The sequence below is a fragment of the Paucibacter sp. PLA-PC-4 genome, from assembly GCF_026241155.1.
GTDB lineage: Bacteria > Pseudomonadota > Gammaproteobacteria > Burkholderiales > Burkholderiaceae_C > Roseateles_E.
The window spans coordinates 83,821-100,372 of record NZ_JAPFGP010000020.1; the positions used below are offsets into that span (position 1 = coordinate 83,821).

The following is a 16,552-nucleotide window of genomic DNA, read 5'->3' on the forward strand; positions in this document are numbered from 1 at the left end:
GGTTCAGGCCTCGAAAGATTGGGGAATCGTGCGGCCATGGCGCTGCAGAGCCCGGCGGTACACCTCCTGGTAGCGCGCCACGCTGCGCGCCCAGGTGCGCTCCTGCTCGACAAAGCGCCGGGCCTGCGCGGCAATCTGCGGCCAGCGCTCGCGCTCGGCCAGCAAAGCGCTGATCGCGGCAACCAAGGCCCCAACATCACCGGCCTTGAACAGATGGCCCGTCTCGCCGTGCCGCACCAGTTCGCGATGGCCGCCGACATCGGAGGCCACAAACATGCGCCCCTGGGCCATCGCCTCCAGCGGCTTCAGCGGCGTGACCAGCTCGGTCAGCCGGATCGGCAGGCGGGGATAGGCCAGGATGTCGATCAGCTCGTAGTAGCGCTGCACCTCGGCATGCGGCACCCGGCCGGTGAAGATCACCTGCTGCTGCAGACCCAAGGCTTGCACCTGCGCCTTCAGCGCCTCTTCCTGCGGCCCGCCGCCGACCAGCAGCAGGCGCAGCTGCGGCATCGACGGCATCAGCCGGGCCGCCGCCTCCAGCAGCAGATGCAGGCCCTCGTAGCCGTAGAAGGAACCGGCGAAGCCCAACACCGTGGCGCCGCTCAGGCCCAGACGCTCGCGCAGTGCGGCATCGGGCGGGACGCCGAACTGGAAGGCCTCGGCATCGACCGCGTTTGGGATCACCGTGATACGTTCGTTCGGAATGCCGCGGATCGCGATGTCCTGGCGCAGCCCTTCGCAAATCGTCGTCACCTGGTCGGCACGCGCCAGCGCGAAGCTCTCCAGCGCGCGCGAGACACGGTAGCGCAGGCTGCCCTCGGTGGTCGTGCCATGGTCGACCGCCGCATCCTCCCAGGAGGCGCGCATCTCATAGACCACCGGCAGGCGCAGGCGCCGCCCGACCCACAGGCTGGGCAAGGCATTGAGCAAGGGCGAATGCGCGTGGATCAGGTCCGGTTTCTCGGCCAGCACCAGCTCGCGCAGACGTTTCGCAGTCAGCTGCATCTGGCGGATCAGGCCGGTGCCGGGCTCGCTGGGCGTGCGATGGAAACGCCACCCCCCGGCCTCCTCGGCCAGCGCCGGGCCGTGGCCCTGCTTGGGTGTGGTCATGTGCAAGGTGGTCCAGCCCAGGGCCCGCTGTTCGCGCAAGATGGAGGCAGTGCGGAAGCTGTAGCCGCTGTGCAGAGGGAGCGAATGGTCCAGCACATGGAGAACGCGCAGACTCATGTGAAGGCCACCGCTTCCTTGGCGCCGGTCGGCTGGCTCAAGGTGCTGTTGCCGCCATCGACAACCTGGCGCAAAAAGGCCTCGAACATCAGCAAGGTCCACAGCGGCGCGCTGTAATCGCTGGCACCGCTTTGATGGGCATCAACCAGATGACGCAGATAGGCCGGGTTGAACCAGCCGGTTGCTGCCAGGCGATCACCCAGCACCGCGTCTCGCACTCGCTGCTTTAAAGGGCCACGGAACCAGCGTGCCAGCGGCACGGCAAAGCCCATCTTCGGGCGGTAGAGGATCTCGTCGCTGAGCTTCGGCTCCATCGACTTCTTGAACAGGTATTTACCCTCCTGGCCGCGGATCTTCAGGCTGGACGGCAGAGTCGCCAGCCATTCGACCAGCTCATGGTCCATCAGCGGCTCGCGCACTTCCAGCGAGTGGGCCATGCTGGCGCGGTCGACCTTGGTGTTGATGTCGCCGACCAGATAGGTCTTGGTGTCCAGGTACTGGATCAGGGCCAGCGGGTCGTCGGTGCCGGCCTTGGCGGCATGGCGATCGAACACGGCCTCGGCGTTGTAGCCAGCCAGCTCGGTCTTAAAGCGCGGACTGAACAGCTGCTCGCGCATCGGCCCGCGCAGGATGGAGATCGAGTGGAAATAGGCTTCCACCGAGCTGCGCGCCATGCCTTCGAAGGTGGTTTTGGCTCGAAACACCCGCGGCGCCCAGTCGGCCTTCGGATACAGACGGCCCAGCATGCCGAACAGCGGCTGGCGAAGCCCGGCCGGCAGCGCGCCGCGCATGCGCTCCTCCATCAGATGCATCCGGTAGCGGCGGTAGCCGCCAAAGCTCTCGTCGCCGCCATCACCGGACAAGGCCACCGTCACATGCTTGCGCGCCAACTGGCAGACGCGGTAGGTCGGGATCGCCGAGCTGTCGGCATAGGGTTCATCGTAGAGTCGGGCGAGCAGATCAATCAGATCGAAATCGTCGCTCTTGACAGTCTCGACGCGATGGTCGGTCTTGTAGCGGTCGGCGACGATCTGGGCGAAGGCCGATTCATTGAACGCAGGATCGTCGAAGGCGATCGAGCAGGTGTTGACGGGGCCGTCGGAGAGGCCGGCCATCGTCGCGACCACCGCACTGGAATCAACGCCTCCGGACAGGAAGGCACCCAGTGGCACCTCGGCAATCATGCGCAGCCGCACCGACTCCTTGAGCCGCGCCTGCAGCTCGGCACTGGCGTCCTCAACGCTCATCGGGTTGTCGAGCGTGAAGCGTACGTCCCAGTACTCCTTGGGTTCGGGCATCGGCTCGCCCCGGCGCAGGCACAGGCTGTGGCCCGGCGAGAGCTTTCTGGCCTGCTTGAAGATGCAGCGCGGCTCGGCCACATAGCCCAGCGCGAAGTATTCCTCGACCGCCAACGGGTCGAGCTCACGCTTCATACCGCCCCGCCCGTCGTCATAGGCTAGGAGCGACTTCAACTCGGAGCCAAACAGCAGATGGCCGTCATCCAGCAGCGCGTAATACATGGGCTTGACGCCCAGGCGGTCGCGCGCGATGAAGAGGGTCTGCTTGTTGCGGTCCCAGATCGTGAACGCGAACATGCCGCGCAGGCGCTGCACGCAGGCCTCGCCCCAGGCCTCCCAGGCATGGACAATGACCTCGGTGTCGCTCTTGGTGTGGAACTGGTAGCCAAGCCCCTGCAGCTCGGTCATCAGGCTCTGGTAGTTGTAGATCTCGCCATTGAAGACGATGACCACAGAGCGGTCGGCATTGAACAGCGGCTGCTGACCGGTAGCAATGTCGATGATGGACAGGCGGCGATGGCCGAAGCCAAGACCTGGCTCAGTATGCAGCGAGCCCTCGTCGGGGCCGCGATGCCATTGCGAGTCGTTCATGCGCTGCAGCCGCGCAGGATCGATCTCGCGTGCATTGCGGGTGTCAAAAATACCGGTGATTCCGCACATGTTCGTCAGCTCTTGATCATTTGAATCCGCTCGGGCGCCCTGGCGGCTAGCAGCTCGTCATACAGGCCCTGGTAGCCCGCCACCATCACCGGCATGGCAAAGCGCTGCTCGACCGACCGACGCCCCGTCGCGCCGAGTCGGCGCGCCAACGCTCCATCATCGGCCAACTTGACAAGGCTCGCCGCCAAGGCCTGGGGGTCGGCGGCGGGCACCAGCAACCCACTGCGGCCCTCTTCCACCAGCTCCACGTTGCCGCCCACCGCGGTCGCGATGACCGGCAGGCCGCAGGCCATCGCTTCCAGAATGGTGTTCGACACCCCTTCGGCCAGCGAGGGCAGCACGAAACAATCCAGCCCACGCATCCAGCCGGCCACGTCGGCGCGCTCGCCGGGCAGCCAGGCCAGCTCGGCCACGCCGGCCTCGGCCAGCAACTGCTGCGCCTGCTCGCGCAGCGGACCCGCACCGGCCATCACCAGGCGCAAACGGGGCCGCAAATCGGGACGCTGCTGTAGGGCCAGCACGAAGGCACGGGCCAGGTTCGTCTGGTCCTTAACGGTCTGCATGCGGCCCACCGTACCGATGATGAAATGCTCGGGTGCTCCGAAGTCGCATCCGGCCAGCGCTTCACGCTTCGCGGCAGGCTGGAAGCGCCGGATGTCGACGCCGTTGTAGATCTGGCGGATCGCCGCTTGCGGCAACCCGACCTTGCCGTGCAGATAGCCGGCAAGGTCGCGCGAAAGTGCGACGAAGCGGTGCACGAACAGGCCATAAAGACGGCGCAGCCGCTGGTAGCCTCGGTGCGTGCCGTCCAGGTCGCCGACATCGCGCCCATGCTCGCCATGCACACGCACTGGCACACCGGCGGCCCAGGCTGGCACCACCACCTCCAGCGCGGCCAGATTGCGGGTGTGCACGACGGCCGGTCTGAGCTCGCGCAGCAAGCGGTAGAGCTTGGGGTAGAGCCAGAAGCCATGGCCGGGCGGCTTGTGCAGCGCGATGAACTTCACATCGCTTCGACGCACACGTTGCCGGAACTCGGTCACTTCGGTCAGCGCCAACACCGCATGGCGATAGGCCTGCGGGTCCATCTCGTTGATCAGATTCACCACCCCGTTCTCGAGCCCGCCGGTATCGAAGCGATACACGACGTGCAGGATCAGCGGGCGGCAATCATCACTCATCGTTCACAGACGCCAGACCTTATAGCCGGCCTCAATCAGGGCCGGCGCATCGAAGGCAGCCTTGACATCGATGAAGGCGCCATTCTTGACGAGCTTCTTGCCCAGGTCGTCGATGCCCAAGGAGGCGTATTCCTTGTGCGCGACCGCCGCGACGATGGCGTCGGCGCGCGGCAGCTCGTCCCAGGGCAGCAGACGCACGCCGTACTCATGCATTGCTTCATCTGCCTCGGCCTGCGGGTCGGTCACGAAGACCTCGACCCCATAGGTCTTCAGCTCGTTGATGATGTCGATCACCTTGGAGTTGCGCAGATCGCCGCAGTTCTCCTTGAAGGTCAGGCCAAGCACGTTGACCCGGGCCCCCTTGATATAGCTTCCGCTGGCGATCATGTGCTTGATGGTCTGCTCGGCGATGAACTTACCCATGCTGTCGTTGATGCGCCGGCCCGCCAGAATGACTTGGGGGTGGTAGCCGATCATGTCGGCTTTGTGCGTCAGGTAGTAAGGGTCAACGCCGATGCAATGGCCACCGACCAGGCCCGGCTTGAACTTCAAGAAGTTCCACTTGGTGCCGGCCGCTTCCAGCACCTCGCTGGTATCGATGCCCAGCTTGTCGAAGATGATGGCCAGCTCGTTCATCAGCGCGATGTTCAGGTCTCGCTGGGTGTTCTCGATCACCTTCGCGGCCTCAGCGGCCTTGATGCTGGAGGCCCGGTGAACGCCCGGGATGATGATGGTCTCGTAGAGTTTGGCGACCTTGTCAAGCGTGGCCGGCGTATCGCCGGAGACGATCTTCAGAATCTTGGTCAGCGTATGTTCCTTGTCGCCCGGGTTGATGCGCTCAGGGCTGTAGCCGACGAAGAAGTCCTCCTTCCACTTCAGGCCAGACTCGCGCTCCAGCACAGGGATGCAGACCTCCTCGGTGGCGCCAGGGTAGACGGTGCTCTCATAGACCACGGTCACGCCCTTCTTCATATGGCGGCCGACGCTTGTGCTCGATCCGATCAGCGGACGGAAGTCGGGGATATGGGCCTCGTCCACCGGCGTGGGGACGGCGACGATGATGATGTCGGCCTCGGCCAACAGGGCAGGGTCGGCCGTGTAGACCGCATGGGTGGCCTCGCGCACCTGTTCGTCGCTGAGCTCGCGCGAAGGGTCGACACCGCGCTGGCAGGACTCGACCTTGGCCTGCGCAATGTCAAAACCGATGGTGCGCATATGCTTGCCGAACTCCACCACCAGGGGCAGGCCCACATAACCCAGTCCGATCACCGCTACCGTCGAGCTCATCGCTTGTTCCTTGTTCATCCCAGATGCCTATGTCGCGGCTGTCAGCGCGCCGCTTCTTTTTTCGCTTGCTGCAGTTGCGCCTCGATGGCGCCCCAGTTCTGCTGCAAAAAGCTTTGCAGCAGCGTTTGTGCCGAAGCCGCATTGTCCGTGTCTTTGACTGTGTACACGATGACCGCTGCGGCGTCATCGCCCCGACCGCTCAGGCGCTGCCAGGCGCCGTAGAGCTTGGCTCGCACATCACTGGCTGTCAGGCGGCCATCGATCCAGTAGAACTGCCAGACCAGCATCCGGGTTCCGGCCGAGCGCAGCTCGCTGCCGCGCAGCCACAGGTTGTGGCCATCCAGGTTCAAGGTCTGGCTCTGGCCGCCCATGCGCGTCCATTGCTTGTCTTCGGATCGCACCAACTGATTCAGAGAGCTGACCAGCTTGCTGTCATAGGTCTGGCTGCGGTAGTAGGCAATATGGAGCCCAACCGGCTGCTGCGTCGGTCCGACATAGGCCGCCTGCAGCTCGGCCGCCGGCTTGCGGTACATAGGTGTCCAGTCAGGCAGGCCGGCCTGTGTCTGGGCCCAAGCCTGCAGCTTGGGAGCCGTCAGCGCCGGCGCGCGCCCACCACTCCCACCGGGCATCAGCATCAGTGCCGACAGCGGCAACAGCGCAATCACCAGAGCCAACAGCGCGCCGATCCAGACGGATCGCGAGCCTGGTTGGGCCGGCACCATCGGGAGCTGGACGGACTCCGGCGGCTCGGCCCAACGCGCGCCGACCATGAACATGGCCAACATGATGATGCCGAAGAACACCCAACCATAGACCAGATGGTCGGCGCCGGTGGCAATCGCGTTGTCGGACAAATGGCCCAGCATCACGATGATGTAGGCGCGCAGCCAGTTCGCCAGCAGCGGCAATGCAAAGGCGAAGGCCATGAAGACCAGACGCCGACGCAGCGAGTTGTAGTTCAGGTAGGCGAACAAGGTGCCCACCATGCCCGAGGCCATTAGATAGCGCAGGCCGCTGCAGGCCTCGACCACCGACCAGTTGCCCGAAGGGATCACGAATTGAAGGCCTTCGCGGTAGACCGGCACCCCGCTTACGCGCAGTGCGGCCACGGTGAAGTCCGCTGTCGCCTCCATCAGCGCCGGCATCATGAACTCGCCGATCGGCACAGCAAAGAACAGAAAAGCCAGTGGAAAGGCAATTTGCCAGGCGACCCGGTGACCCAGTACCAAAGGCACGCTGAGTACCAGCATGGCGACCAAGGCCAGCTGAGTCAGCGCATTGACCGCGACCAGATCGCCCAGCAGCCAGGCCAGGGCAGTCGCCAGAAAGGGAATGGCAAACCAGAAACTTGGCTGCGGCACAAGCCGGGCCAGGGCCTCGCGCTGACGCCAGATCAGCCACAGCGAGATCGGCGGCACGACGAAAGCATGGGCGAAGGTGTCCGAGCGCTGCCAGATGCCCACCATCACCAGAGCTGTCTCGCGAAACAGCAGCAGCACGAGCAGGAGCAGCAGCCCGAACAAAGGCAGCGCCAAGCGCCAAGCCTGGGGCAGCGATGGAGCTGACAGCTGCGGAGCCACGCTGCTCATGCGAATCTCGACCGGTGCAGCACGGACATCGCGGCCTCCTCAGCCAAGATTGCGGACGATGAAAGGACCCAACCAGTTCGCCCAGGCCAAGGGCATGCGGCGCCAGGTCTTGATCAAGAGCTGGTACTTGGCGTTGGACGGGTTGTTCTGAGGCACGGTATCGCGCTTGTAGAGGCAGTATTCGTAGGTCAGCGGCGTCGGCTCGAAGCCCCAGTTCTTCTTGAAGGCATAGGAGCCGGTGCCCTGCTTGCTGCGGCCGTAGTCAAAGACTTTCAGTCCGCGCGCACAGGCCAGCCGCATCAGTTCCCAGTATTTGAAGTCATTGGCGGCCAGTTCGCGCGCCGCCTCTGCATCGCCGGCATAGTAGGGCAGCACTTCGTCACGGAAATAAAAGCTCACCACCGAACTGAGGGGGGTGCCCTGGGCATCGGTGACCGTCAGTACCTCGCAGTCGCGACCAAACTCGCGCAGCAATGCCTCGAAATAGCGTCTGGGCATGGCCGGCGTCCCATGTCGGTGCACATTGTCGGCATACAGCGCAAAGAAGCGGCCGGCGTCGGCATCGATATGGCTTTGCAGCCCGTTCTTGATGCCTTTGCGCACCATCGCCCGCTGCTTGCGCGGGATGGCCAGCATGTTGGCCTCTTCCTCTGGCAGGATCTCTTTACGAAAGGTCACATAGAGATCTTGGCGCGGCCAGTCGCTGTGGCGGGGCCGGACATGGCGCAGCTCCAGGTGATCGGCACCGAGCTCCTTGGCAATACGCTGAGCCTCGTCCTCGAGCGCATCGGCAGCAGCTTCGGTCTCGGCGGCCACACCGCCATAGACGCCAAAGGGCAAGCTCACCAGCGCATGGCCGAACAGCATGCTCTTGACCTGAGCCAGCGGCAAGACGCCCTCGATACGGCCTTCCCGCTCGGCATAGAGAAAGAAGCAGCGGTGGCCAAAGATCTCGCCGACCAGGCGCTGCCAGCCGGCGCGGTGGAAGAAGGTTGCCTGCGGGCAGGCCAGAACAAAGGCATCCCAAGCTGTCACGGCCGGGCCATCGCCTGCATGCAGGCGTCGGATGGTGACGGGAGCGCTCATCGTTGGGTCGCGACGGACGCGGTCTGACCCAGAAATATCTCGTCCATCCGGCCCCAGGCAAAGTCCCGCAGCAGCCGCACAATGCGGGCCTCGGTGCGGGGGATATTGACGTAATGCCTGAAACGCGTTTTAGCGTCGATGCCGGCCACTCGCGGCTGGTCGACATCAATCTCCCAGGGGTGGAAGTAGAACACCGCCGACTGCTGGTCGACTCGGTTGACCTGGGCTATCAGCCAGCGCGACAGCGCGTAAGGCAGCAGCCGGAAATAGCCACCGCCACTGGAAGGCAGGTTCTTACCGCCCAGGCGCAGGGTTGTCACCGGCACTTCAAGCAAACCCTCTCGTACCGGATAGGCAAAGCGCGGCGAGTCGGGCATGCCGTAGTGGTCGTGCTGGATCGGGTAGACACTGGAGCTATAGCGGTGGCCGGCGGCCAGTAACTCATCAAACGCCCAAAGATTACCCTCGCCAATCGAGAAGCTCGGCGCGCGATAACCCAGCACCGGCTGGCCACCGATGTCTTCGAGCAGCGCCTTGGCACGCGTGATGTCGCTGCGGAAGGCCTCCGGGCTCAGGTCGCTGGCGCGTTCGTGGCCGTAGCCGTGGCTGGCCAGCTCATGGCCGCCGGCGACGATTCGGCGCACCAGCGCGGGATAGCGCTGGGCCACCCAACCCAAGGTGAAGAAGGTCGCGTGGGTGCCGCTTTCCTCCAGCAGACAAAGGATGCGATCGACATTGCGCTCGACTCGGCATTCGCGCGCGTCCCAGTCACTACGGGCGATATAGGGTGCGAAGGCCGAGACCTGAAAATAGTCTTCCACGTCGATCGTCATCGCATTGCGCGGCTGGCGGCTGGGCATCAACATAGGGCTGTTCTCGTTAAGGTTTGAGCCATTGCCACAAATCGGCGGCGATGCGCTCGGCGGCATGGCCGTCCCAGAATTCGGGCACACGGCCACGCTTGCCGTGACCGGCCAGCACCTCGGCGACGCCACGCAGCAAGGCCTCGCCGTTCAGCCCGATCAAGGTGTTGGTGCCCTGCTCCACCGTGATCGGACGTTCGGTGTTCTCGCGCAGCGTCAGGCAGGGCACGCCCAGCGCCGTGGTCTCTTCCTGCAGGCCGCCAGAGTCTGTCAGCACGATGGCGGCGCCGGCCATCAGGCCCAGCATCTCCAGATACCCCTGGGGCGGCAGCAAGGCCACGCGGGCCGGATCTAGCATGGTCTGCAGGCCGAAGCGCTCAATATTGCTGCGGGTACGCGGGTGCAGGGCGAACACGAGGGGAAGGTCTTGCGCGACCTGGGCCAGCAGGCCGAGCAGGTGCTTCAGAGTCGCGGCGTCATCGACATTCGATGGGCGGTGCAGCGTGACAACGCCGTAAGCCCCGGACACCAGCGCCGAATCCAAGCCATGATCGCGCAATGTTTGGGCCGGCGCGCGCGCCAGCGGGCGGCTGGCCTCCAGCGAGTCAATCATCACATTGCCGGCAAAGCATATCCGCTCAAGTGCGATGCCCTCACGTGCCAGATTGTCCGCGGCGCTGCGCTCGGTGGTGTAGAGGCGATCGGCCACCTGGTCGGTCAGCAGGCGGTTGATCTCCTCGGGCATCTTGCGGTCATAGCTGCGCAGGCCCGCCTCGACATGGGCCACCGGCACGCCTTTCTTGACGGCTACCAACGTGCAGGCCAGGGTCGAGTTGACATCGCCAACCACCAGGACGCAGGAGGGCTTGTACTCATCCAGCGCCGGTTCGAAGCGGCGCATCACCTCGGCCGTCTGCTGGGCATGGCTGCCCGAGCCGACCTCGAGGTTCAGATCGGGCTGCGGCAGTCCCAGGTCGACAAAGAGCTTCTTACTCATGTCGGTGTCGTAGTGCTGGCCGGTATGCACCAGCAGAGCCGGGATCGGCGGCTGATGAGCGGCCAAAGCGCGCAGGATTGGCGCCATCTTCATGAAGTTAGGCCGCGCGCCCACCACGCACATCACGGGGGCCAGTGTCACTGTGTCTGTCATTACTTGGTCTCGGTCGGCACGGCGGTCGGTGCGCTGGGGGCTGCTGCGGCGCCTGCGGGGCGCACCGCCTCCACCAGCTTCTGCAAGAGACCCAGTGTCTGCAGATTGATGCGCTCCAGCCTGATCAGGCTGCTCTCCAGCCGCTGCAGTCGCTCTGATTGCTGGTCCTGATTCAGCGCCGCGATCTCGCCGGACAGGCCGCTGAGATCGCCTAGCTTGAGCCGGCTCAGATCCACATCCAGCGGCACCCCGGCCGCGCCACCTGGGCTTGCCTTCAGCGGTGTCTCGCTTTCCTGGGCCAAATCGCGCAGGACCTCGTTGACATCAGCCACCTGCAGATGGGTCTTGCCACCCATGAAACCGAGCAACAGCAAGCGGTCGCACAGCGAGTTGATGCGCCGCGGGATGCCCTGGCTGGACTTGTAGATCAGAGGAAAGACATCGAGCTCGAAGCTGGGTCTACCGCTGCTGCCGGCGCATTTGAGGCGGTGCTCGATATAGCGCTGCGTCTCGTCCTCATCCAACGGTCCGATGTGGCAAGTGGCAGCCACACGCTGCCGGAACTGCTCCATCTCGGGGCGCTGAAGGATGTTGCGGAACTCGGGCTGGCCGACCAGAAAGGTCTGCAGTAAAGACTGGTTGCCGAACTGGAAATTGGACAGCATACGCAGCTCTTCGACAGCCCGCGCAGTCAGGTTCTGCGCCTCGTCGACGATCAGCAGGCAGCGCTTGCCCTGGCTGGTCTGATTGACGAAGAAGGCCTCCAAGGTCATCAGCAGCTCGGACTTAGGCAGGTCCTTGACCCGTACGCCGAAGGCCGCACCGACCATGCGCAAGGTGTCCTCGGCATCGAGCTGGGTCGTGACCAGATTGCCGATCACGACATTGCTGCGGTTCAGACTGTCCAGCAGGCCGCGCAGCAAGGTGGTCTTGCCAGCACCAATCTCGCCGGTGATGACGATGAAGCCGTCATTGCGCAACACGCCATAGTCGAGATAGGCCTTGGCGCGCCGGTGCTGCTTGCTACCGAAATAGAAGTTGGGGTCTGGGCTGAGTTGGAACGGCTTGCTGCTCAGCCCAAAAAATGCTTCATACATGGGCTAGAACTGTTGGACGACGGTGGCGGTTGCCGCACTCTCGCGGTAAGGCTGAGACGGGCTGTCGAAACGGGTATGGCGCAGGCCGAACTGGACATTAGTGCGCACGCCAAGTTTGCCGTTCCAGTTGGCCGTCAGGGACTTCATATCGGTTTGCTGCCCGCTTGCTGAACCGCGGCTGCGTTGCTGGGAGAACAGCACATTGGCCGAGGAATTCGGTGTCAGTCGATGGGCCAGACTCATCGACACCATGCGCTGGTTGACGAGGCCGGTCTGGGACAGGTCCCCATTATTCGGCGAGTCTTGGTCCAGATTGCGGCTCTTGGTCTGGCTCAATGTCATGGTGAGCGTGGTCCTGGGCCCGCCTTGAACGGACAGCGACAAGGCCTGGCTCCGGCTCAGGCTGGCGCCGCCGCCCAGAAAGCCACCGCTCGGCAGTGCGTTCGGATCCAGACCCAGATTGCGCAAAAAACTGCGGACCAGCAGATCACGCCGCACCGGATCGGGCTCGAGGGAGGAAAACTGGATGTAGAACAGCTCGTAGTTGCTCAGCACATTGGCCTGTCCCTGCAAGCCGCCTGTGTTCACCGATTGGTTGTCGGTGAGTCGCAAAACCGAGCGGGCCATGCGGTGTTCGAAAGTCAGGCCGTGAGAATTGCCATAGCGGCGGTGAGTCCAGTTCGCCGCCAGCTTGGTGCGCACGGTCGGCGTCCAGTTCCCGTTGACCCCGTAGATGGTGCTACTTTGTTCGGCCAGACTCTGGAAGTTCTGACGCTCGGCACCGCCGGTCACGCCGAAGTCCCAGTCGACATCGGGCCTGACCACCAAGGTGGCCGTTGCGGACTGGGTCTGTACCTCACGCCCGCCACGCGCCTGCGAGAGCTGATCGCTCAACGAGGCAGACCAATTCACAAGGCTGCCCGGACTCAAGCCATTGAGCTGCATGGAAAGGGAGCGGCTGCTGGAATCGCCAGCCACTGAATCCTTCGCTCGACTCTCCAGTAGATTAGCGCTCACCTGGTAGCTGGCGATGCCCGCCAACTGGCCCCGGATATAGGGCGAGACATTGAGTCTGGCGACCTCAGAACTGTTGCCGCTACGCAGCGTGGGGTCCGTGGACTGAGTACCGAAGGCAGATACGGTTTGCTGTCCGACACTGGCCTGGGCATCGACAAAGAACCAATTGTCGATCGCCTCGACGCTGAGTTTGGCCGCCAGATTGTTCTGCACTTGGCCCGAGGCTTCGCTCTTGGTGTAGATCACACCGTTGAGCGAATAGTCCAGCGAACCACGCACACGCCCCGTGCCGCTGCTGACACTGATACCGGGTGCGATCGTCGTGATCAGAGCGGCATCCTTGCCCTCATCTCGAAGCCGTAGATTATCCGTCAGCGTGCTGGACAGGCTGATGCGAGGCTGCACCAGCAACTTGGATGCGGGTGCTGCGCTTTGCGCACTCGCCTGCACAGCGCCGAGCAACATCACGGGAACAAGGGCGCATTGGGCCACGCCAGTCGCACGACGACTAAAAAGCCCGGATTCAAACCTTCTGAATTGCATTGTCGTGCCCGTAGCCATAGCCATACCCGTAGCCATACCCGTAGCCATAGCTGCCGGCCGCATTGGAGCGCGCCTGGTTGAGCAACAGCATCTTGACCGGGCAGGACTCGATGGTTGCGACGGCCTGCTGTACCGCGCTTTGCGGCGTCTTGTCGGCATGCACCACGACGACAATCTGCCCCATATGGGAGGCCAGCACGCGCGACTCGGTGGTCAGCAACAGGGGCGGCGAATCAAAGATGATGATGCGGTCCGGGTAACGCTTGGCCATGTCCTCCAGCAACTGGCTCATTGCGTCGCTCGCCAGCAGCTCAGTAGCGCGCGCATGAGGTGTGCCGCTAGGCAAGATCGTCAGCTTGTCAACATTGGTGCGTAGCAAGACGCTGGCCATATCGACCTGGTCTTCCAGCACATCCAGCAGTCCCGGGCCTTGCGGCAAACCCAGCATGCGCAGGACCGACGGCCGCGCCACATCGGCATCAACCAGCATGACCGTGTTGTCCATCTCAGCGGCAATGCTCATCGCCAGATTTAGCGAAGTAAAGCTCTTACCCTCGCCGGCCAAGGCGCTGGTCACCATGATCAAATTGGCGTGATTCAGCGTGGTTGCACCCTTGCCCATCGCGTTCTTGATCAGCGGCCGCTTGATGACACGATACTGGTCGGCAATATGGGTGCGGGGCGCATTGGGGGTGAGCAAGCCCTGTGCTGCAAGAGCATTGAGGTCCAGATCGACCTTCTTTGACTGCTGCAACTGCGCCGTCTCCTCGACGACCGCCTGACTTGCCGTTGCGCGCGGCAGCGCAGACGGCAGCGGCTCGGCACCCTTGCTCAGCGTATCGCCGGGCAACATGACGCCGGCATTGCGCAGTTGCTCTAGGCGCTGCGCCGCCTGTTCGATGAGACTACTCATTCAACCCGCCTGTCTGCTGATCAGCAGCGCCATGACCACCAAACCGAGGGCAAAAACACCCACCAAACCGCCCGACGCCGCACCGAAGCGAAGCAGGTCAATACGCTCCCTGCGGCGCTCGACATCGGTTGCAAGCCTCGACACTACGCCCAACACGGGCAACTCGGTGCGAATACGCAGCTGATTGCCATCATGAAACACGGGGCGCAGCTGGCTCGCGGCAAAAGCGGTAAACAAACCGGCCGCCAGGGCCACAGCCAAGGCGCCGCCCAGCAGCAACAAGCGATTCGGAGCCACCGGCTTGGACGAGGCCCGCGGCGGGTCGATCAAGCGGAAGTCCGCAACACCCGATGCCACGTCAAGTTCGCCGGACATCGCCGCGGACTCGCGCCGCGACACCAGATCCTCATAATTCTTCTTGTGGATCGCGTAATCGCGATTCAGTTGTGCGGCTTCAGCCTCCAGTTGCGGCGCGGTCTTCAGCGCGGCCAGCGCCTGCCCATAGCGGCTTGTGTACTCGGCGACACGGGCGCGCAAGGAAGCCACCTGAACTTCGGTAGTGGCCAGCATGCGGCTAAGCTCCTGCTGCACAAGACTCGATCCCGCACCAGTACCCTGAGGGGCGGCCATCGCCGCCTTTCGCAGACTGGCCATCTCGAGCTTCTTCTGCTCCTCAAGATCGGCAATCAGCTTGCGCGTACTGATGATGTCAGGGTGTCGGTCTGTGTAGCGCTGCAGCAGAGAGTCCAGATTGCGACGCTGCACCTCAAGACGGGAGTCGATCTCCGGTGTGGCCACGTTCAGCGCCGACTCCTGCAGCAGGCTCTGCGTCGTCGTGTTGGCGCCGCGCGAACGCTCGCCATCGATCTGCTGCTTGGTGGCATCGCGTGCATTCTCGGCCTCACGCAACTCCAGCTTCGCGCGCTCGAGTTGAGCGCTCATCTCGGTCAAGCGCGAAGCCGAATCACGGCCATCGCTGGACATGGTCTGCAGGTTGCGCAACCGGAATTCCTTCAGACGCCCTTCGGCCTCTTCGAGCTTGGCCTCGTAATTCTTGATTTGCTCGTTGATGAAGGTCGCAGCGGTCGCCGTGTCTTTGCGACTAGCGCCAAGGCTGGACTCGACGAAGATAGAAACCAAGGACTGAACCACCCGCTTGGCCGTCTCGGGATCCTCGTCCCTATAAGACAGGGTGTAGAGGTTGTCGCGGGCCGTGCTTCCGATCGACAGCGACTTGGTCACGGTCTCTATCGTGGCCTCTTGCTGGGCTTTGGATTGATTCTTTAGGTCGAGATCGGCCATGCGAACCAGTTTCTCGACATTTGGCCGGCTGATCAAAGTGCGGCTCAGCATCACGACCTGCTGTTCCACATTGGGCTGTACGGCCAAGCCCGACATCAGCGGCTTGAGAATCGACTGTGTATCCACAAAGATGCGGGCACTGGCCTGATAGCGATCGGGCATCATGAACACGACCGTGGCACACACGGCCCCAGTCACCCAGGCCACCAGGACGCCGGGCCAGCGGTACTTCCACATGCTGCGCGCAATGGAAAGAATCTGGGCTATCAATAAATCCATCTAGATTCGCCTGCAGACAAGCAAGGCACGCTGGCAATAGACAAGAAACCCCTGAACTCAGTTCGCCAGGGGGCTCGAAACCCGGTCTGGCTTCAGAACAGGCTTTGCGGAATGATCAGGATGTCGCCGGGCCGCATTTCCACATTGGCCGACACCTCGCCACGCTTGATCAGATCGGTCAAGCGAACCGAGTACTGCTTGTTGCCTTCGGAGGAGCGCAAAATCGTCGCCTGATTGCCGGCGGCAAAGTCGGTCAAGCCTCCGACTGCGATCATCACGTCCAGCAGTGTCATCTTTTGCTTGTAAGCCAAGAATTGCGGCTTCGCAGCCTCGCCGACCACCCGGATCTGTTCGCTGAAGGGGCCAACAAACCCTGTCACGATCACGGTCACCACCGGATCACGCACATAGCGGCCGAGTTGCTTTTCGATATCCCGCGCGATTTCCACGGAATTCTTGCCCTGGGCAACCATTTCATCGACCAGAGGCGTGGAAATCTTGCCGTCCGGCCGTACCGGCACCGACATCGACAGTTCTGGGTTGCGCCAGACAATGATATTGAGATTGTCACCGGCACCGACGATGTAGCTGTAGTCCTGGGTCGCCGCAGAAATCGGCGCTGCCGGATACTTGGAGCTGTTGCTGGCACAACCGGCAAATAGGCCAGCGGCCGCCACCAGCAAAGCCAGACAGAGTCCGCGCGAAGTGCAAGCGATGCGAGTATTCAAGGCAAGTCCTCTCAAAAATCAGTTGGTCTTGTGTGGACCCTTACAGCATCCAAGGGCATGACATGTTCGGACTCAATACCGATGCCCGCGCGGCCCCAGCGCAATGGATCATGCCACAGCAGTAAGGCAAACAAACCTGGGGTGACGGTCCCAGCCGCCGTGGCGGATGCCCACTATTTGACACCCTTGGCACCTGGCTCACGAACCCCCCGCGTCAAAATACTTGTCGCCCCGATAGAACGATGAACCTGGGGGCGCAGTGAGAACGAGTTGGCAAGGTACGGACAAGCATTCAAGGACAGAGCGGTAGCACGCATGCTGCCGCCGGAGAG

13 protein-coding genes are annotated in these 16,552 nt (G+C 63.1%); all 13 read right to left on the bottom strand.

The genetic code is table 11. The features are described 5' to 3' along the window. Positions 1 to 3: 3 nt before the first annotated feature. Positions 4 to 1,227 (bottom strand): TIGR04063 family PEP-CTERM/XrtA system glycosyltransferase, encoded by a 1,224-nt coding sequence (locus tag OOZ63_RS24660; RefSeq protein ID WP_266008309.1) that lies wholly within the window; start codon positions 1,225 to 1,227, stop codon positions 4 to 6. Further along, positions 1,224 to 3,185, bottom strand: coding sequence for an XrtA/PEP-CTERM system amidotransferase (locus tag OOZ63_RS24665; protein ID WP_266008310.1), 1,962 nt, complete (start codon positions 3,183 to 3,185; stop codon positions 1,224 to 1,226). Before OOZ63_RS24665 ends, OOZ63_RS24660 begins: the two co-directional genes overlap by 4 nt. 5 nt (positions 3,186 to 3,190) lie before the next feature. Further along, complete coding sequence (locus OOZ63_RS24670; protein WP_266008311.1) at positions 3,191 to 4,366, bottom strand: TIGR03088 family PEP-CTERM/XrtA system glycosyltransferase; 1,176 nt, start codon at positions 4,364 to 4,366, stop codon at positions 3,191 to 3,193. A 3-nt stretch (positions 4,367 to 4,369) separates the two neighbouring features. Further along, positions 4,370 to 5,653, bottom strand: coding sequence for a nucleotide sugar dehydrogenase (locus OOZ63_RS24675; RefSeq protein ID WP_266008312.1), 1,284 nt, complete (start codon positions 5,651 to 5,653; stop codon positions 4,370 to 4,372). Between the two features lie 41 nt (positions 5,654 to 5,694). After that, a complete protein-coding gene (gene xrtA / locus OOZ63_RS24680; RefSeq protein ID WP_266008313.1) occupies positions 5,695 to 7,242 on the bottom strand; it encodes an exosortase A in 1,548 nt (515 codons plus the stop codon). A 39-nt stretch (positions 7,243 to 7,281) separates the two neighbouring features. Further along, positions 7,282 to 8,328, bottom strand: a complete 1,047-nt coding sequence (locus OOZ63_RS24685) for a FemAB family XrtA/PEP-CTERM system-associated protein (RefSeq protein WP_266008314.1) — start codon at positions 8,326 to 8,328, stop codon at positions 7,282 to 7,284. Then, positions 8,325 to 9,188 carry an XrtA system polysaccharide deacetylase gene (locus OOZ63_RS24690; protein ID WP_416234780.1) on the bottom strand — a complete coding sequence of 288 codons (864 nt, stop codon included), beginning with the start codon at positions 9,186 to 9,188 and terminating at the stop codon, positions 8,325 to 8,327. Before OOZ63_RS24690 ends, OOZ63_RS24685 begins: the two co-directional genes overlap by 4 nt. 19 nt (positions 9,189 to 9,207) lie before the next feature. Further along, on the bottom strand, positions 9,208 to 10,311 hold the full coding sequence (gene wecB, locus OOZ63_RS24695; protein ID WP_416234781.1) for a non-hydrolyzing UDP-N-acetylglucosamine 2-epimerase: 1,104 nt from the start codon (positions 10,309 to 10,311) through the stop codon (positions 9,208 to 9,210). A gap of 29 nt (positions 10,312 to 10,340) precedes the next feature. Beyond that, positions 10,341 to 11,438, bottom strand: a complete 1,098-nt coding sequence (locus OOZ63_RS24700; RefSeq protein WP_266008317.1) for an XrtA/PEP-CTERM system-associated ATPase — start codon at positions 11,436 to 11,438, stop codon at positions 10,341 to 10,343. Between the two features lie 3 nt (positions 11,439 to 11,441). Then, entirely contained in the window at positions 11,442 to 12,920 is a 1,479-nt protein-coding gene (locus tag OOZ63_RS24705) for a TIGR03016 family PEP-CTERM system-associated outer membrane protein (RefSeq protein WP_266008321.1), read from the bottom strand. A gap of 58 nt (positions 12,921 to 12,978) precedes the next feature. Next, a complete protein-coding gene (locus OOZ63_RS24710) occupies positions 12,979 to 13,911 on the bottom strand; it encodes an XrtA-associated tyrosine autokinase (RefSeq protein WP_266008318.1) in 933 nt (310 codons plus the stop codon). Beyond that, a complete protein-coding gene (locus OOZ63_RS24715; RefSeq protein WP_266008319.1) occupies positions 13,912 to 15,492 on the bottom strand; it encodes an XrtA system polysaccharide chain length determinant in 1,581 nt (526 codons plus the stop codon). A 92-nt stretch (positions 15,493 to 15,584) separates the two neighbouring features. Further along, the gene (locus tag OOZ63_RS24720) at positions 15,585 to 16,175 is read right to left on the bottom strand and encodes an XrtA/PEP-CTERM system exopolysaccharide export protein (RefSeq protein WP_266008322.1); all 591 of its coding nucleotides are present in this window, start codon (positions 16,173 to 16,175) and stop codon (positions 15,585 to 15,587) included. Between the last annotated feature and the right edge of the window lie 377 nt (positions 16,176 to 16,552).